The sequence below is a fragment of the Nonomuraea sp. NPDC001684 genome (assembly GCF_053596515.1).
This window is the reverse complement of the sequence record NZ_JBSFGJ010000225.1, coordinates 1-15,268: the sequence shown is the minus strand read 5'-3', so window position 1 is coordinate 15,268 and position 15,268 is coordinate 1. Positions and strand designations below refer to the sequence as shown.

The 15,268-nt window shown below is 71.3% G+C and carries 21 protein-coding genes and 1 riboswitch; of the genes, 11 read left to right on the top strand and 10 right to left on the bottom strand.

The window, feature by feature from the left end; translation table 11 throughout:
• Positions 1-140: 140 nt before the first annotated feature.
• The gene (locus ACWCSD_RS31285; RefSeq protein WP_449920174.1) at positions 141-770 is read right to left on the bottom strand and encodes a TetR/AcrR family transcriptional regulator; all 630 of its coding nucleotides are present in this window, start codon (positions 768-770) and stop codon (positions 141-143) included.
• 83 nt (positions 771-853) lie between these two features.
• Between ACWCSD_RS31285 and ACWCSD_RS31280 the strand changes: the two genes are divergently transcribed.
• Positions 854-1,486: a maleylpyruvate isomerase N-terminal domain-containing protein gene (locus ACWCSD_RS31280; RefSeq protein WP_397163645.1), complete on the top strand. Its 633-nt coding sequence runs from the start codon at positions 854-856 to the stop codon at positions 1,484-1,486.
• Positions 1,487-1,511: 25 nt separating this feature from the next.
• Here the strand turns inward: ACWCSD_RS31280 and ACWCSD_RS31275 are convergent, their stop codons facing one another.
• Together ACWCSD_RS31275 and ACWCSD_RS31270 are read right to left on the bottom strand one after the other, a co-directional pair.
• On the bottom strand, positions 1,512-1,745 hold the full coding sequence (locus ACWCSD_RS31275) for a DUF397 domain-containing protein (protein ID WP_352327185.1): 234 nt from the start codon (positions 1,743-1,745) through the stop codon (positions 1,512-1,514).
• A 133-nt stretch (positions 1,746-1,878) separates the two neighbouring features.
• On the bottom strand, positions 1,879-2,760 hold the full coding sequence (locus tag ACWCSD_RS31270; RefSeq protein WP_358284839.1) for a helix-turn-helix domain-containing protein: 882 nt from the start codon (positions 2,758-2,760) through the stop codon (positions 1,879-1,881).
• 231 nt (positions 2,761-2,991) lie between these two features.
• On the opposite strand from ACWCSD_RS31270, the gene ACWCSD_RS31265 reads away from it, so the two are divergent.
• Complete coding sequence (locus ACWCSD_RS31265) at positions 2,992-3,363, top strand: ATP-binding protein (protein ID WP_449920171.1); 372 nt, start codon at positions 2,992-2,994, stop codon at positions 3,361-3,363.
• 32 nt (positions 3,364-3,395) lie between these two features.
• Here ACWCSD_RS31265 and ACWCSD_RS31260 read toward each other — a convergent pair whose 3' ends face one another.
• Positions 3,396-4,022, bottom strand: a complete 627-nt coding sequence (locus ACWCSD_RS31260) for a phosphoribosyltransferase (RefSeq protein WP_449920168.1) — start codon at positions 4,020-4,022, stop codon at positions 3,396-3,398.
• An 85-nt stretch (positions 4,023-4,107) separates the two neighbouring features.
• A complete protein-coding gene (gene rsgA, locus ACWCSD_RS31255) occupies positions 4,108-5,205 on the bottom strand; it encodes a ribosome small subunit-dependent GTPase A (RefSeq protein ID WP_358284832.1) in 1,098 nt (365 codons plus the stop codon).
• A gap of 309 nt (positions 5,206-5,514) precedes the next feature.
• Here rsgA and ACWCSD_RS31250 point away from each other — a divergent pair, with 309 nt between their 5' ends.
• Both ACWCSD_RS31250 and ACWCSD_RS31245 read left to right on the top strand, forming a co-directional pair.
• Positions 5,515-6,036 (top strand): sigma-70 family RNA polymerase sigma factor, encoded by a 522-nt coding sequence (locus tag ACWCSD_RS31250; RefSeq protein WP_449920182.1) that lies wholly within the window; start codon positions 5,515-5,517, stop codon positions 6,034-6,036.
• Positions 6,033-6,755, top strand: coding sequence for an anti-sigma factor family protein (locus ACWCSD_RS31245; protein WP_449920166.1), 723 nt, complete (start codon positions 6,033-6,035; stop codon positions 6,753-6,755). The genes ACWCSD_RS31250 and ACWCSD_RS31245 overlap by 4 nt, the downstream gene beginning before the upstream one ends.
• A gap of 55 nt (positions 6,756-6,810) precedes the next feature.
• Here the strand turns inward: ACWCSD_RS31245 and ACWCSD_RS31240 are convergent, their stop codons facing one another.
• Entirely contained in the window at positions 6,811-7,134 is a 324-nt protein-coding gene (locus ACWCSD_RS31240) for an ArsR/SmtB family transcription factor (protein WP_397163640.1), read from the bottom strand.
• 87 nt (positions 7,135-7,221) lie between these two features.
• Between ACWCSD_RS31240 and ACWCSD_RS31235 the strand changes: the two genes are divergently transcribed.
• Entirely contained in the window at positions 7,222-8,220 is a 999-nt protein-coding gene (locus tag ACWCSD_RS31235; protein WP_358284826.1) for a zinc-dependent alcohol dehydrogenase family protein, read from the top strand.
• A gap of 55 nt (positions 8,221-8,275) precedes the next feature.
• On the opposite strand, the gene glyA is transcribed toward ACWCSD_RS31235, so the two are convergent.
• The 4 genes from glyA to ACWCSD_RS31215 all read right to left on the bottom strand — a co-directional run bounded on the left by glyA (position 8,276) and on the right by ACWCSD_RS31215 (position 11,862).
• The gene (gene glyA / locus ACWCSD_RS31230) at positions 8,276-9,553 is read right to left on the bottom strand and encodes a serine hydroxymethyltransferase (RefSeq protein WP_449920179.1); all 1,278 of its coding nucleotides are present in this window, start codon (positions 9,551-9,553) and stop codon (positions 8,276-8,278) included.
• Between the two features lies 1 nt (position 9,554).
• Positions 9,555-9,643, bottom strand: a riboswitch (ZMP/ZTP riboswitch).
• Between the two features lie 34 nt (positions 9,644-9,677).
• A complete protein-coding gene (locus ACWCSD_RS31225; protein WP_358284824.1) occupies positions 9,678-10,610 on the bottom strand; it encodes a YihY/virulence factor BrkB family protein in 933 nt (310 codons plus the stop codon).
• A gap of 58 nt (positions 10,611-10,668) precedes the next feature.
• Positions 10,669-11,043, bottom strand: coding sequence for a YccF domain-containing protein (locus tag ACWCSD_RS31220; RefSeq protein ID WP_352328176.1), 375 nt, complete (start codon positions 11,041-11,043; stop codon positions 10,669-10,671).
• Between the two features lie 54 nt (positions 11,044-11,097).
• A complete protein-coding gene (locus ACWCSD_RS31215; RefSeq protein WP_449920176.1) occupies positions 11,098-11,862 on the bottom strand; it encodes a TIGR03084 family metal-binding protein in 765 nt (254 codons plus the stop codon).
• A gap of 56 nt (positions 11,863-11,918) precedes the next feature.
• On the opposite strand from ACWCSD_RS31215, the gene ACWCSD_RS31210 reads away from it, so the two are divergent.
• The 6 genes from ACWCSD_RS31210 to ACWCSD_RS31185 form a co-directional block, all read left to right on the top strand.
• Complete coding sequence (locus tag ACWCSD_RS31210) at positions 11,919-12,044, top strand: hypothetical protein (protein ID WP_352328175.1); 126 nt, start codon at positions 11,919-11,921, stop codon at positions 12,042-12,044.
• A gap of 67 nt (positions 12,045-12,111) precedes the next feature.
• A complete protein-coding gene (locus tag ACWCSD_RS31205; RefSeq protein ID WP_311132608.1) occupies positions 12,112-12,195 on the top strand; it encodes a putative leader peptide in 84 nt (27 codons plus the stop codon).
• A 104-nt stretch (positions 12,196-12,299) separates the two neighbouring features.
• Positions 12,300-13,973 (top strand): nitrite/sulfite reductase, encoded by a 1,674-nt coding sequence (locus ACWCSD_RS31200; RefSeq protein ID WP_449920161.1) that lies wholly within the window; start codon positions 12,300-12,302, stop codon positions 13,971-13,973.
• Positions 13,970-14,113, top strand: a complete 144-nt coding sequence (locus tag ACWCSD_RS31195) for an Insertion element protein (protein ID WP_103955276.1) — start codon at positions 13,970-13,972, stop codon at positions 14,111-14,113. The genes ACWCSD_RS31200 and ACWCSD_RS31195 overlap by 4 nt, the downstream gene beginning before the upstream one ends.
• Positions 14,110-14,838: a phosphoadenylyl-sulfate reductase gene (locus tag ACWCSD_RS31190; RefSeq protein ID WP_352328173.1), complete on the top strand. Its 729-nt coding sequence runs from the start codon at positions 14,110-14,112 to the stop codon at positions 14,836-14,838. Before ACWCSD_RS31195 ends, ACWCSD_RS31190 begins: the two co-directional genes overlap by 4 nt.
• On the top strand, positions 14,820-15,268 hold a 449-nt coding region (locus ACWCSD_RS31185), incomplete at its 3' end, for a sirohydrochlorin chelatase (RefSeq protein WP_449920157.1). The genes ACWCSD_RS31190 and ACWCSD_RS31185, both read left to right, overlap by 19 nt.

The following is a 15,268-nucleotide window of genomic DNA, read 5'->3' as shown; positions in this document are numbered from 1 at the left end:
GCCCGGCGAGGACCACGGCGTGCTCGGCCGGCCGGAGGCGCTGCTGCCGACGCTGACGGACTTCCTGTCCTGAGCGGGTCCATCCAGAAAGAACCGATCCTGAGCGGGTCCGTCCGGAAACGAACCGATCCTGAGCGGGATCATCCGCTTCCGGGGGGCTTGCCGAGGGCGTCGCGGAGCTCCGCCGCCGCCTCCGGGGTCAGCAGGGGGTGGGAGTAGAGGTCGAGCAGGGTGAGCGCGAGCAGGTAGGCGCCCTCGGGGCTGAACACGTCCACGCCGAGGCCGCGGGAGACGTGCTTGTGCAGCACGCCGACCGACAGCGACATGGCCGTGGACACGGTCGCGCGCGCCCTGCGCCCGGCGAACGGCTCGTCGGTGCGGGTCTCGTCGAGCTCCGCCAGCCACCGCTCGCTCAGCTCGGCGATGCCGTCGAACAGCGGCGCGGCCCAGCCCTCGGCCAGCGCCCGCGCCACGTACAGCCGGTAGGGCGCCAGCGCGTCGAGCGCCGCGGCCACGGGGTTGCGCCCGGCGGGCACGGCGCCGGCGCGGACGTCGTCGTCGATCCGCCGGACGAGCCTGATCAGGTGTTCGTCGCACGCCTCGCGCAACGCCTGCTTGGAACCGTAATGGTGGCGCAGCAGCCCCGGGGACACCCCGGCGGTCCCGGCGATGGCGCGGGTCGTGGCCCCCTCGAAGCCGTGCTCGCCGAAGTGCAGCAGCGCCGCCTCCCTGATGCGGGCGCGCGCGGTGAGGTCTTCGGGCTCGGTCATGCGGTACGGCTCCCGTCCGGACGTGCGGATCGTGACGACCCTACACGCGGGCGCACGAAGCGGACGGCGATAAGGTGCCCTGCATGCCGGATTCAGCGCTCGTGACCGCGGACGACCTCGACCAGGCCGTCGCCCTCGCCGTCGACACACTGCGGGACGCGCCGCCGCAGGCGTGGGAGGCGAAGGCGGGCTCACTGGAGTGGACCTGCTGGGAGACCGTCGAGCACCTCGCCGACGACCTGTTCGCCTACGCCGCCCAGCTCGGGCTCAGCGTGCCGCCACTGGACACGTACGTGCCGTTCGCGCTGGAGCGGCGCAGGCCCGGCGGCCCCAACAACACCATCCACGCCGACCGCGCGGCCGGGCCCACCGGGCTGCTGCAGGTGCTCCAGGCCTGCGGCGCGCTGCTGTCGGCCATGGTCCGCACCGCGCCGCCGCAGGCGCGCGGTCATCACATCTTCGGCATGGCGGACGCGTCGGCGACCGCCGCGATGGGCCTGGTGGAAACGCTCGTGCATATGCACGACGTGTCCGAGGGGCTGGGGCTGGCCTGGGAGCCGCCCGCCGGCCTGTGCTCGCGGGTGCTGGCCCGCCTGTTCCCCGACGCCCCCGTGGACACCGCCCCCTGGGCCACGCTGCTGTGGGCGACCGGCCGCGGCGAGCTGCCCGGACGGCCGCGTCAGACCCGGTGGCGCTGGTACAACGAACCCCGCTGATCAGACGGGGGATCAGACCGGGTGCTCAGACGATCAGGTCGTCGAACTCGCCGTCCTTGGCCCCCAGGACGAACGCGCTGATCTCGGCCTGCGTGTAGACCAGCGCCGGGCCGTCGGGGAACCGGGAGTTGCGCATGGCGATCTCACCCGTGGGCAGGCCCGCGACCTCGACGCAGTTGCCGTTGGGATTGCTTCGCCTGCTCTTGCGCCACACGACGGGGAGGTGACCGGCGGGCGTTCCGTTCCGGAACTCGTGCATGGGGGAAGCTCCTAGCGATCTTACGGATGCACGTGCATCCGCGTTTGCGCTGACCATACGACAGCACGACAGACTCCATATACCGGATGACCAAAAATCCGACTATGGAGTGGATCACAGGAGTTTCAGCAGCTCATCCGGAAATGAGCTGTTCCAGAAAGCGCCGGGTCTGCTTCGGCTCCAGGGCCTGAATGCTCAGCCGGTCCATGACCTCCATGTAGTGGTCGGAGTCGGCCGGCTTGTCCAGATAGAGGGCGCTGGTGAGCTGCTCCATGTAGACCACGTCGGGCAGCTCGCGCTCGGGGAAACGCAGGATGCTGAACGAACCGCCGGCCGCCGCGTGCCCGCCGCTCTCGAACGGCATCACCTGGACGGTGACGTTGCGCTCCTCCGTGGCGTCGAGCAGGTGGCGGATCTGCTCCCGCATGACGCCGGCCCCGCCGAGCCCCCGCCGCAGGACGGCCTCGTCGATCACGGCCCACAGCTTGAGCCCGCTCTCCAGGCGCTTCTGCCGGGTGGTGCGCAGGGTGACGCGGCGGTCGAGCTCGGGGTCGAGCGCCTTCTCGTTGCCGAGCCGGATCACGGCCTTGGCGTACGCGGGCGTCTGCAGCAGGCCGGGGACGAACTGGTTCTCGAACGTGCGGATGGCCGAGGCGGCCCCCTCCAGCCCGATGTAGACCTCGAACCAGCCGGGCAGCAGGTCGCCGTACTTGTGCCACCAGCCCGGCGCGTTGGCCTGCCGGGCCAGGGCGAGCAGCGGCTCACGGTCGTCCGGGGCGGTGACGCCGTAGAGGGTGAGCAGGTCGGCGACGTCCCGTTGTTTGAAACTCACCTGACCGAGCTCAAGTCGGCTGATCTTCGCATGAGATGCGCGAATGGAGTATCCGGCATCCTCCCGGGAGATCCCCTTCTCGGTACGGAGCCTGCGCAGTTGCGTACCCAGCAGGATCCGCAGCACCGTCGGGCTTCCCGGCGTGTAGCTGAGAAGCTTTCCCTCCGCGCTCTGTGCGCTCACTCGACCGCTCCTAGATCATCTGCACGTGCAGATGGTATTCGCATCGGTAAAACACGAAAAGTCTTGCATCACTACGCACACCCCGTAAAGATGGGCACTGGATCACCAGACCGCGCTTCGGGGGCCAGAATGACGACTTTCGACGCTCGGCCGCAAGCCGCCATCGGTTCCGGGCCACCAGGGTGGCTCGCCACCATTCTGGTGGATGGGCGTGCCGAAGAGTGCGACGCGGTGTTCCCCTTCCACGAGCGCACCGCGTTGGAACCGGCCTGCGTCGCGACGGCCCGGAGGTTCGTGGACCAGACGCTCACCTCGTGGGCCGCCGCCGACCTCGCCTACGACGTGCAACTGGTGGTCTCCGAGCTGGTCACGAACGCGATGCGGCACGGCGGCGGAGCCGTGCAGCTCCGGCTGCTCTTCCGCCGGCCCGAGCTGGCCTGCGTGGTGACCGACCACAGCCAGACCGTCCCGGTGGCGGCGCCGGCCGACGTGTTCGCCGAGTTCGGGCGCGGGCTTCGGCTGGTCGACGCGCTCTGCAGCGCGTGGGGCTGGTTCGCCCCCGGCGGCTCGCGGAAGCTGGTCTGGGCGGTCCTGTCCGCATAGACACCGGTACGAGCGGCGCCGTCCGGTGAAGGTCACCGCTGCTCCAGGAGGTCGAGCACGTCGTCGTCGGTGAGCTGGTCGAAGTGCTCGTACCACTGGCCGACCGCCCTGAAGTCGACCGGGGTCAGCAGCACCACCACCTCGTCGGCCTCCGCACGCATCATCTCGACGGTCTCCGCGGCGCCGACCGGCACGGCCAGCGTCACCCTGGCGGGGCGGGCCGCGGCCACCGCGCGCAGGGCGGCCCGTGCCGTCCCGCCCGTGGCCAGGCCGTCGTCCACGACGATCACCTCACGTCCGGCCAGCGGCGGCAGCGGCCGGTCGCCCCGGTAGACCCGCACCCGCCTGGCCAGCTCGTGCCGCTCCCGCTCGACCACGTCGGCCAGGTCCTCGGGCGTCAGGCCCAGCCGGTCGAGCATCGTCAGGTCGAACACCGGCTCGCCGCCCTCGGCGATCGCCCCCACGCCCAGCTCGGGAGCGGGCGGGTAGCCGATCTTCCGGGTGACGAGCACGTCCAGCTCGCCGCCGAGCCGGCGGACGACCGGCACGGCCACGGCGACCCCGCCGCGCGGCAACGCCAGCACGACGGGGTCGCGCACCTCCGGCAGCCGCTCGGCCAGCAACGCCCCGGCCTCGGCCCGATCCGCGAACACCTGCATGACCTGTGCATACCCGCAGGACCGGCTCTACTCGCCTTCCTCCCGCACCGGCCAGGAGGAAGGCGAGAAAGCCGGCCGGAGACGGTCAGGGGCGGTAGCGGCTGGAGCGGCGCATCTCCTTGTGGATGATCTTCCACTTGTTCTGCTGCTCCTTGCGCAGCCGCGCATCCGTGCGGGACGCCATCCACGCGGCCTCGCGCTGCAGCTTGCGCCAGCTCTGCAGCCGGCGTTCGGGCAGCTCGCCGTTCTCCATGGCGTCCAGGACGGCGCAGCCCGGCTCGCTCACGTGCCCGCAGTCGGCGAAGCGGCACCGCTCGGCCAGCTGCTCGATGTCGGCGAAGACGAGGTCGACGCCCTCGCCGATGTCGTAGAGGCCGATCCGGCGGATGCCCGGGGTGTCGATGATCAGGCCGCCGCCGGGCAGCGGGATCAGCTCCCGGTGGACGGTGGTGTGCCGCCCGCGCCCGTCGGCCGCGCGCACTTGCTGGGTGTCCATCACGCCGGTCTCGGCCAGCGCGTTGACCAGGGTGGACTTGCCCGCGCCGGAAGGCCCGAGCACGACCGCCGTACGGGAGCCGTGCAGGTAGCTCGCGGCCAGCGAGACCCCCTCCCCCAGCACCGAGGAGACGGCGTGCACGTCGACGCCCGGCGCGGCGGCGCGCACGTCGGCCATCAGCTCGTCGAGGCCCGCCTCGAACAGGTCGGACTTGGTCACCAGCACGACGGGCGTGCCGCCGGACTCCCAGGCCAGCGCCACCAGGCGCTCGATGCGGCCGAGGTCGGCGAAATCGGTCGAGTGCATGGACGGCTCGGCCACGAAGACGACGTCGACGTTGGCCGCGAGCACCTGGCCCTGGCCGTCGCCGGACAGGCCGCCGGTCGAGTGGCGGCTCACGCCGCCCCGGATGAACGCGGTGGTCCTGGAGAGCACCTGGTCGAGCTCGTACCGGCCTTCGGGCAGCCATCTGAGCGCGACCCAGTCGCCGACGCACGGCAGGGCCACCGGGTCGTCGGCGGAGGAACGGCGCACGCGGGCGCCGTAGCGGACGTGGTGCTGACCGTCGGCGGCGATCACCTCGGCGGCGCCGCGGTCGACGCGGGCCACCCGCGCCGGGACGGTGTCAGCAGGGAGCTCGGCGGCGCGCAGATCGGTCCAGCCGAGCAGGGAAAGGTCGTAAGACAAGACGGTGAAACCTTTGATCGAGAAGGAACGGGCAGCTCAGACGAGGGCCCGGAGGTAGACGGACGACAGGCGGAACAGAACGACCCGCATAGCCCTCACCTCCTCGATCGGTTACGAAGGCGACTCTAACCACCCTGTCCCGGCAGATGCAATCGCATTATGTTCGGCGATCCGTTGAACCCCGCCAGGGCGGCCGAGCGTACTCCCTCCCGACGGACGCGAGAAAGGGGAATGATGCGGATCAGCACGTATCCCCCGCCCTCGGCCGAGGGGACGGCCCCGGTGGGCAAGCCGCGCCTACGCCATCTGATGCGGCGGGTGCGACCGGACGACGAGGTGGTCGTGTCCGCGCTCTACCGGGAGTACCACCGGCCGCTGCTGGCCTTCGTGGTACGGCTGACGGCGGGCGACCGGCAGTGGGCGGAAGACGTGGTGCAGGAGACGATGATCCGGGCCTGGCGCAGCGCGGAGCGGCTGGACCCCGACTCGGTCTCGCTCATGCCCTGGCTCGCCACGGTGGCCAGACGCATCGTGATCGACGACCGGCGGCGCAGGGAGGCGCGCCCGCCGGAATCCGGCGACGGGGCGCTGGACAGCGTGCCGGTGCCGGACGAGCTGGAGGGGCTGCTGCGCCAGGTGGTCGTGTCGGAGGCGCTGAAGGCGTTGTCACCGGCGCACCGCGAGATCCTGAACGAGACGATCCTGCGGGACCGGTCGGTCAACGACGCCGCCGCCGCGCTCGGCATCCCGGTGGGCACCGTGAAGTCGCGGGTCTACTACGCGGTCCGCGCGCTGCGGGTCGCGCTGGAGGAGCGGGGGGTGACGGCGTGACCTCGCAAGTCGAGCACACCGACGTGGGCGCCTACGCCCTCGGCCTGCTGGAGGAGGACGACCGGCTGGCCTTCGAGTCCCACCTGCGCACCTGCCCCTCCTGCCGCTTCGAGCTGTCGGACCTGGTGGGGGTCGCGAGCGTGCTGCACGGCATCGGCCCTCTGGAGGACGCCGGCCCTCCTCCCCGTGAGGGGCAGGCCGGCGTGGTCGACCTGCTCCTGCGCAAGAAGGCGGCCGACCGGCGGGCCCGCAGGGGAACGTTCCTGCTCGGGATGGCCGCGGCGGTCGCCCTGGTGGCCGGCGGGCTGACCGTCGGCACGCAGCTCACCGGCGGCGGCGACCCGCCGCAGGCGATGGCGGGACGCGCCGACCACATGGGCCCGGCCGAGCAGTTCTACGCCGACGGCACGCCGATCGCGGGCAAGGGCGTCGGCGGGGTGTCGGGCGGGCTGGTGGTGGAGTCGAAGGGCTGGGGCACGCACGCCGCGCTCAAGCTGTCGGGGGTGAAGGGGCCGCTGGAGTGCGAGCTGGTGTCGGTGGGCAAGTCGGGCGAGCGGCGGGTGATGACCGGATGGTCGGTGCCGGCGCCGGGTTACGGCGTGCCGGGCTCGCCGGCCCCGCTCTACATGCACGGCGGCAGCGCGACGCCGCTGGCGGAGATCGACCGCTTCGAGGTGGTCACCAGGACGGGCACGACCCTGCTCACCGTCAGGACCTGAGGGTCGCGGACCCGCGCGAGGCCCTTCCGCCGCGGGCGGGAGGGCCTCGCCGCGTTCAGGCGGACGCGCGGTCGGCGGTGACGACGGCGTCGAGCAGGCCGGGGAACGCCTGGTCGAACTCGGCCCTGCGCAGGGTGTTCAGGCGGGAGGTGCCGGCGTAGTGCTGCCGGATGAGGCCGGCCTCGCGCAGCACCCGGAAGTGGTGGGTGGCGGTGGACTTGCTCACCGAGATGTCGAACCCGCCGCAGCTGATGTCGTCGGCGGCGGTGGCGAGCTGGGTGACGATGCTGCGCCGGACCGGGTCGACGAGGGCTTCGAGAACCCGTTGCAGGGTGACTTCGCGCAGGTCGGGGTGGTCCGGGGTGCGGTCGGCGTCCATGGGTCCATAGTACGACATCCATCGAAGTTTGACGGCGGTCGTACTTCAGCGGTTGAATGGCGGCCTCTGACGCGGAAGGACGATGTGATGACCAGGACGGTGCTGTTCCACGAGCTCGGCGGGCCCGAGGTGCTGGAGCTGGCGGACGTGGCGGCCGGCGAGCCGGGGCCCGGCGAGGTGCGGATCCGGGTGGACGCGATCGGCCTCAACCGGGCCGAGGCGCTGTTCCGCAGCGGCCACTACATCGAGCCCGTACGGAGTTTCCCCGCCCGGCTGGGCACCGAGGCCGCCGGGGTGGTCGAGGCGGTGGGCGCTGGCGTCACCGGGTTGCGGGCCGGGCAGCCGGTGAGCACGGTGCCGGCGTTCTCGCAGAACGACTACGGCGTGTACGCCGGGCGGGCGGTCGTGCCGGCGGCTGCGGTGCTGCCCCGTCCGGAGGGGGTGGACCCGGTGGAGGGCGCGGCCGTGTGGATGCCGTACGTGACGGCCTACGGCGCGCTGGTGGAGGTGGGCGGGATGCGTCCTGGGGACACGGTGGTGCTGAACGCCGCCTCCAGCAGCGTGGGCCTGGCCGCCATCCGGGTCGCCGACCGCATGGGCGCCACGCCGATCGCGCTCACCCGCACCGCGGCCAAGAAGGAGGCCCTGCTGAAGGAGGGCGCGGCCGAGGTGATCGTCACCGGGGAGGAGGACGTGACCGAGCGGGTGCTGGCGGCCACGGGCGGGCGCGGCGCGGAGTTCGTCTTCGACGCCGTGGCCGGGCCGGGCGTGACGGACCTGGCCAGGGTGGTCGCCCCCGAGGGGCTGCTGCTGGTGTACGGCGCGCTGAGCGGCGAGCCGACGCCCTATCCGGGGATCGACCTCGGCATGCCGGCGCTGAACATGCGGACGTACACGATGCACGAGACGACGCGGGTGCCCGAGCGGCTGCGGCGGGCGGCGGCGTTCGTGGCGTCGGGGCTGCGCTCGGGGGCCTTCCGGGCGGTGGTGGACCGCACGTTCGACCTGGAGGAGATCGTGCGGGCCCACCGGCGCCTGGAGTCGAACGCGCAGTTCGGCAAGATCGTGGTGACGGTCCGGCACTGACCGTCCGGCCGCCCGCCGCGAGGGGCGGGACGGGCCGGACGGGCGGGCCGCCGGATCAGGACAGGCCGGGGGCCGGGAACTGGGCGGTCAGCTCGCTGACCTCGTGGTGGACGCGGGTGATGACGTCCTCGGCGTCGCCCTTGGCCAGGGCCGTGACGACCTCGTCCATCCAGGCGCCGATCTGCCGCATCTCGGCCTCGCCCATGCCGCGCGAGGTGACCGACGGGGTGCCGATGCGGATGCCCGACGGGTCGAACGGCTTGCGGGTGTCGAACGGCACCGCGTTGTAGTTGGTCTCCAGACCGGCCCGGTCGAGCGCCTGGGCGGCGGGCTTGCCGCCGATGCCCTTGGGCGTCAGGTCGAGCAGGATCAGGTGGTTGTCGGTGCCGCCGGAGACCAGGTCGAAGCCCCGGCTGGACAGCTCCTCGGCCAGCGCCTTGGCGTTGGCGACGACCTGGTGGGCGTAGTCGCGGAAGGACGGCTGAGCGGCCTCGTGCAGCGCGACGGCGATGGCGGCGGTGGTGTGGTTGTGGGGGCCGCCCTGGAGGCCGGGGAAGACGGCCTTGTTGAGCGCGGTGGCGTGCTCGTCGCTGGTGGCCATGAGCATGGCGCCGCGCGGGCCACGCAGCGTCTTGTGGGTGGTCGTGGAGATCACGTCGGCGTGACCCACCGGGGACGGGTGGGCGCCGCCCGCGACCAGGCCGGCGATGTGCGCGATGTCGGCCGCGAGCACGGCGCCGACCTCGCGGGCGATGGAGGCGAAGCCCTCGAAGTCGATCGTGCGCGGGATCGCGGTGCCGCCGCAGAAGATCAGCTTCGGCCGGTGCTCCAGGGCCAGCTCGCGGACCTCGTCGAGGTCGACGCGGCCGGTGTCGCGGCGCACGCCGTAACGGACCGGGTTGAACCACTTGCCGGTGGCCGAGACCGACCAGCCGTGGGTCAGGTGGCCGCCGAAGGGCAGGCCCATGCCGAGCACGGTGTCGCCGGGCTGCAGGAAGGCCAAGTAGACGGCCAGGTTGGCGGGCGAGCCCGAGTACGGCTGGACGTTGGCGTGATTGACGCCGAACACGGCCTTGGCCCGCTCGATCGCCAGCGTCTCGATCTGGTCGATGACCTGCTGGCCCTCGTAGTAGCGCTTGCCCGCGTAGCCCTCGGAGTACTTGTTGGTCAGGACCGTGCCGGTCGCTTCGAGCACGGCCTTGGACACGTAGTTCTCGGACGCGATCAGCTTGACGGTGTCGGCCTGGCGGCGCTCCTCCGCCTTGATGAGCTCGGCGAGCTGCGGGTCGGCGCTAGCAAGAGAACTCATGACTCCCCTGTCATCATTGACAATTGGCGAAGACCCAGGCGCTCGGCCTCCGCTCCCGGTTGATTCGCTCCCTGGTGGTCGATCCCACCGAATGCGCCAGTCGCGTCGCCCTAGACGATAGCGGATGCGCAACCGGCCGCTCGTCCCGCTACTTGGTCCGGCTCACACCCGGCCAGAGCCGGTCGACCTCGGCGTTGAGGATGGCTCCGATGAGCACGGCCAGGGCGGTGATGTACAGCCACAGCAGCAGCGCGATCGGGGCGGCCAGGGAGCCGTAGACCGACACCGGCGAGAACCAGGCCGCCAGCACCGCCCGCAGCACGGCGGCGCACACGATCCACAGGAACAGGGCCAGGATCGCGCCGGGCAGCTCCCGGTACCACTTGGTCCGCACCGGCACGCTGACGTGGTAGAGCACGGTCAGGAACAGCACCGAGCCGCTGATCACGACGGGCCAGTAGAGGATGTCGATGAGGATGCCGTACTCGCCGGGGAGGGCGTCCTTGAGCAGGGTGGGGCCGATGACCAGGATCGGCATGACGATGATGCCGATGATCAGGCCGACGACGTAGAGGCCGAACGACATCAGCCGGGTGCGGATGATGCCGCGCTCCTCCCCCAGCCCGTACGCGACCGAGATGAGGTCGACGTAGACGTAGAGCGCCCGCGAGCCCGACCACAGCGACAGCAGGAAGCCCAGCGAGATGATGGACACCTTGTTGGCGTCGTCCCTGAGCACGTCGGTGATGAGCGGGTTGATGACCTTCTTGACGGCGTCGTCGGTGAACAGCAGCCCGGCCTGCTCGATCACCCAGCTCTTGACCTCGGTGACGACGCCGCCGCCGAGCCAGGTGCCGAGCTTGCCCAGCACGCCGATCAGGCCCAGCACGAACGGCGGCAGCGACAGCAGCGCGAAGAACGCGGCCTCGCCGGCCAGGCCGGTGACCCGGTAGTTGACACCGGCGTTCGTGGCCGCGCGCACGATCGCCCACGACTTGGTGTCGAGCACCCAGTTCAGCCTGGCCCGGGCGTTCGAGGCGAGCCGCCTCCTGGACCGGGAAGGCGCATTGGTGGACGTCATGGCACCCAACGGTATTTCGCAGTGACTCTCCGGGACAGCTTACGTCCCGGCTCCTGCCCTAGTCGTTGTCCACGATGCGCGCGCCCAGCGGGAGGAGGGAGACGGGGATCAGCTTGAGGTTGGCGATGCCCATGGGGATGCCGATGATGGAGATGAACAGCGGGATCGAGGTGATGACGTGCCCGATCGCCAGCCAGATGCCCGCGACCACGCACCAGATGACGTTGCCGATGAGGGAGAAGACGCCGGCGTCGGGATCGCGCACGACCGTACGGCCGAACGGCCACAGAGCGTAGGCGGCGATCCTGAACGAGGCGATGCCGAACGGGATGGTGACGATGAGGATGCAGCAGATGATCCCGGCCACGGCGTAGCCGATCGCCAGCCAGATGCCGGCGAACACGAGCCAGATGACGTTCAGAATGGTCCGCATGCTCACAGCATGTCACCGGCCGTGCCGCCGACGTCATCCGGTACGACCCTGAACTTACCCTGACCTGGGCGGCCGCCCGCTCCCCGGCGGCCCGGCGAACGCCTGGGCGATCTCCAGCCAGGCGCGGGCGGGCTCGCCGGCCGGCTCCAGGGCGGTGTCCGACAGGTGCACGCGCTGGGTGACGAGCAGGCAGAAGTCGAGCATCGGGCCGCGCACGCCGGCGGGCGCGTCCGCGGGGCCGGCGGTCCACAGGTCGCCGCCGGGGGTGGTGAGCTCGACGCGTACCGGCCCGGCGGGCTCGGGCAGGCCGCGGGCGGCGAAGCTGTAGGGCCGGGCGCGGACGCCGAGCAGGGCCACGTGCCGCAGCCGTTCGGTGGGCTCCCGGGCGACGCCGAGCGCGTCGGCCACGTCCTGGCCGTGGGCCCAGGTCTCCATCAGGCGCGCGGTGACGAAGGACGCCCCCGACATCGCCGGCCCGAACCACGGCACCCGCACGCGCGCGCCGAGCGTCGCGAACGCCTCCAGCGACCGGGCGCGGGACGCGCGGAACCAGGCGTGCAGCTCCCCCGGCGGCAGGCCGCGCGCGGCCTGCGCGAGCTCGTCCACCGAGCCGGCCCGCGCGGCCAGGGCACGGAAGCCGTCGGGGTCGGTGACCGACACCACGGCGGCGTCGTCGAACCAGGCCAGGTGGCTCACCTGGTCGCGCACCGCCCAGCCCGCGGCGGGCGTGGGCGTCTCCCAGTCGGCGGGGCGCAGCGGCGCCAGCAGCGCCTCCAGGGAATCGCTCTCGGCCCGGAGGTCGGCCAGCAGTCCGGCCATGAGGTCCACGCGCGCCAGCCTAACCCGAACAACGTTCTGGGAGAATAATCGAAGACGTGATCTGCGAGAGCTGCAAGGACAAGCGTCACGACGACTGCCGCGGCGGCTCCTGGTGCGACTGCCAGCACCAGAGCGAGGAGCGGCCGCAGGAGTCGCCGCTCGACTGGCCGCGTCAGGGTTAGGGGCCCGCGGAGTCCAGACTCTGGACCCCATCTTGGACATCCGGGATCTCCGGAGTATCTTCAAGGTATGCCAGCGGACCCCATGCTCGTCGGTCGACGCCACGTCGACCTTCAGCGTGTCCGCAGTGCCATCTGTTGCGACGCCCGCTAACTCATCTTTCTTTACCGCAGAGCGCGTCGCATTCACCTGAACCCCTGCACTCGATGACGAGGCAGGAGGAACGCTGCGCGCGCCCACAAAACGAAGGACGCGCAATGAGCACCCCTGCCAGCCGGCATCACAAGCGCCCGCGCGGCGAGGGCCAATGGGCCCTCGGTTACCGGGAACCGCTGAACAAGAACGAAGAGAACAAGAAGAACGACGACGGGCTCAACGTCCGTCAGCGCATCATCGACGTCTACGCCAAGGGCGGCTTCGACTCGATCGACCCCGCCGACCTGCGCGGCCGGATGCGCTGGTACGGCCTCTACACCCAGCGCAAGCCCGGCATCGACGGCGGCAAGACCGCGATCCTGGAGCCGGAGGAGCTCGACGACCGCTACTTCATGCTCCGCGTGCGCATCGACGGCGGCCAGCTCGACCTGCGCCAGCTCCGCACGATCGCCGACATCGCCAACGAGTACGCGCGCGGCACGGCCGACCTCACCGACCGGCAGAACATCCAGCTCCACTGGATCGAGATCGAGTCGGTGCCCGACATCTGGGAGCGCCTGGAGGCCGTCGGCCTGTCCACCACCGAGGCGTGCGGCGACACCCCGCGGGTGATCCTGGGCTGCCCGCTGGCCGGCATCGACGCCGAGGAGGTGCTGGACGCCACCGACGACATCCAGTCGATCAACCGGCAGTTCATCGGCAACCCCGAGTACTCCAACCTGCCGCGCAAGTTCAAGAGCGCGCTGAGCGGCTGCCCGGCCCACTGCACGGTGCACGAGATCAACGACGTCGCCTTCGTCGGCGTCGTCAACGAGCACGGCGAGGCGGGCTACGACCTGTGGGTCGGCGGCGGCCTGTCCACCAACCCGATGCTGGCCAAGCGCCTCGGCGTCTTCGTCAGCCCCGACCGCGTCGACGACGTGTACGCGGGCGTGATCGGCATCTTCCGCGACTACGGCTACCGGCGGCTGCGGCACAGGGCCCGGCTGAAGTTCCTGGTCAACGACTGGGGCGTGGAGAAGTTCCGCGAGGTGCTGGAGACCGAGTACGTCAAGGAGAGCCTGCCCGACGGCCCGGCGCCCGCCCTGCCGCGCGGCAGCCGCCGCGACCACGTGGGCGTCCACCCGCAGAAGGACGGCAACTTCTACGTGGGCTTCGCGCCCAAGGTGGGCCGTCTCGACGGCGACAAGCTCCACGTGATCGCCGACATCGCCGAGCGGCACGGCTCCGGCCGGGTGCGCACCACCGTCGAGCAGAAGATGGTCGTCCTCGACGTCGCACCCGACCGGGTGGAGTCCATCGTGGCCGAGCTGGAGGCCAACGACCTGCAGGTCAACCCCTCCACGTTCCGCCGCCAGACGATGGCCTGCACCGGCATCGAGTACTGCAAGCTCGCCATCGTCGAGACCAAGGCCACCGCCGCGAACCTGATCGACGAGCTGGAGCGGCGGCTGCCCGACTTCGAGCAGCCGCTCACCATCAACGTCAACGGCTGCCCCAACTCCTGCGCCCGCATCCAGGTCGCCGACATCGGCCTGAAGGGCCAGCTCGTCGTGGACGAGAACGGCGACCAGGTCGAGGGCTACCAGATCCACCTGGGCGGCTCGCTCGGCGTGAACTCCGGCTTCGGTCGCAAGGTGCGCGGCCTGAAGACCACCGCCAAGGCCCTGCCCGACTACGTCGAGCGCGTGGTGAGCAACTACGACGCCCAGAAGAAGGAGGGCGAGTCCTTCGCCGACTGGGTGCAGCGCGCGGACGAGGCGGACCTGAAATGACCACGCGAGCGGTCCCCTTCCACTGCCCGTACTGCGGTGACGAGGACCTGGAGCCCTACGAGGGGGACGGCGGCTGGTACTGCCGCGCCTGCGCCCGCGCCTTCAAGCTGAAGTTTCTCGGAATCGGAGTGAAGATATGACGCTCGTCGACATCGAGGTGGGTTTGCGAGATCAGCGTGGCACGCTCGACCTGCAGGACATCGTCGAGTCCGCCGCCACGTTCCTTGAGGGCGCCCCGGCCCGGGAGATCATCCGGTGGGCCGCGGCGACGTTCGGCGACCGGTTGTGCCTGACGTCCTCCATGAGCGACGCCTTGCTCATCGACCTGGTGAGCCGCGTCAAACCGGGCGTGGACGTGCTGTTCATCGACACCGGCTACCACTTCGCCGAGACGATCGGCACCCGTGACGCCGTGCGGCAGGTCTATGACGTCAACGTGATCGACATCAAGCCGTCCAGGACGGTCCAGGAGCAGGACCGCGACCTCGGGCCGCGCCTGTTCGGCCGCAACCCCGACCTGTGCTGCTACCTGCGCAAGGTCGAGCCGCTCAACCGGGCGCTGGAGCCGTACCTGGCCTGGATCTCCGGCATCCGCCGGGACGAGTCGTCCAGCCGTACGGACACCAGGGTCGTCGAGTGGGACGCCAAGCGCCAGATGGTGAAGGTCAACCCGATCGCCGCCTGGACGCAGGAGGACGTCGACAACTACATCGCCGACAACGGCGTGCTGATCAATCCCCTGCACTACGACAACTACCCCTCGATCGGCTGCGCGCCGTGCACGCGCCAGGTCGCCGAGGGCGAGGACCCGCGCAGCGGCCGCTGGGCGGGGCTGGGGAAGGTCGAATGCGGCATTCACCTGTGATCCCCGGCAGGGGCCGCGTCCCGTTGGCAGACGGGCCGGCCCCCGGGCGCGTGCCACTGGTGGCGGTCGCGCACGGGTCGCGCGACCCGCGTGCCGCCGCCACCGTGGCCGCGCTGCTGGACCGGGTGCGCCTGGCGCGTCCTGACCTGCCGGTGCGGGTGGCCTACCTCGACCACTGCGCGCCCACGCTGGGTCAGGCGCTCGACGGGCTGAGCGAGGCCGTCGTGCTGCCGCTGCTGCTCACCGAGGCCTACCACAGCCGGGTCGACCTGCCCGCCGCGCTCAACGAGGCCCGCGCGCGCGATCCGCGCCTGCGGGTCCGCTACGGCACGACGCTCGGGCCGCACCCGCTGCTGCTGCCGGCGCTGGAGCGGCGGCTGGCGGAGGCGGGCGTGCCGGCCGGCGACCCGGAGACGGCGGTCGTGCTGGT

Excerpts from the sequence above, each read along its gene's own strand:
- ACWCSD_RS31285 (WP_449920174.1), bottom strand. The coding sequence starts at position 770 with ATGACCGAGCCCGAAGACCTCACCGCGCGCGCCCGCATCAGGGAGGCG.
- ACWCSD_RS31280 (WP_397163645.1), top strand. The coding sequence starts at position 854 with ATGCCGGATTCAGCGCTCGTGACCGCGGACGACCTCGACCAGGCCGTC.
- ACWCSD_RS31275 (WP_352327185.1), bottom strand. The coding sequence starts at position 1,745 with ATGCACGAGTTCCGGAACGGAACGCCCGCCGGTCACCTCCCCGTCGTG.
- ACWCSD_RS31260 (WP_449920168.1), bottom strand. The coding sequence starts at position 4,022 with ATGCAGGTGTTCGCGGATCGGGCCGAGGCCGGGGCGTTGCTGGCCGAG.
- ACWCSD_RS31250 (WP_449920182.1), top strand. The coding sequence starts at position 5,515 with ATGCGGCGGGTGCGACCGGACGACGAGGTGGTCGTGTCCGCGCTCTAC.
- ACWCSD_RS31240 (WP_397163640.1), bottom strand. The coding sequence starts at position 7,134 with ATGGACGCCGACCGCACCCCGGACCACCCCGACCTGCGCGAAGTCACC.
- ACWCSD_RS31235 (WP_358284826.1), top strand. The coding sequence starts at position 7,222 with ATGACCAGGACGGTGCTGTTCCACGAGCTCGGCGGGCCCGAGGTGCTG.
- ACWCSD_RS31225 (WP_358284824.1), bottom strand. The coding sequence starts at position 10,610 with ATGACGTCCACCAATGCGCCTTCCCGGTCCAGGAGGCGGCTCGCCTCG.
- ACWCSD_RS31220 (WP_352328176.1), bottom strand. The coding sequence starts at position 11,043 with ATGCGGACCATTCTGAACGTCATCTGGCTCGTGTTCGCCGGCATCTGG.
- ACWCSD_RS31215 (WP_449920176.1), bottom strand. The coding sequence starts at position 11,862 with ATGGCCGGACTGCTGGCCGACCTCCGGGCCGAGAGCGATTCCCTGGAG.
- ACWCSD_RS31205 (WP_311132608.1), top strand. The coding sequence starts at position 12,112 with ATGCCAGCGGACCCCATGCTCGTCGGTCGACGCCACGTCGACCTTCAG.
- ACWCSD_RS31200 (WP_449920161.1), top strand. The coding sequence starts at position 12,300 with ATGAGCACCCCTGCCAGCCGGCATCACAAGCGCCCGCGCGGCGAGGGC.
- ACWCSD_RS31195 (WP_103955276.1), top strand. The coding sequence starts at position 13,970 with ATGACCACGCGAGCGGTCCCCTTCCACTGCCCGTACTGCGGTGACGAG.
- ACWCSD_RS31190 (WP_352328173.1), top strand. The coding sequence starts at position 14,110 with ATGACGCTCGTCGACATCGAGGTGGGTTTGCGAGATCAGCGTGGCACG.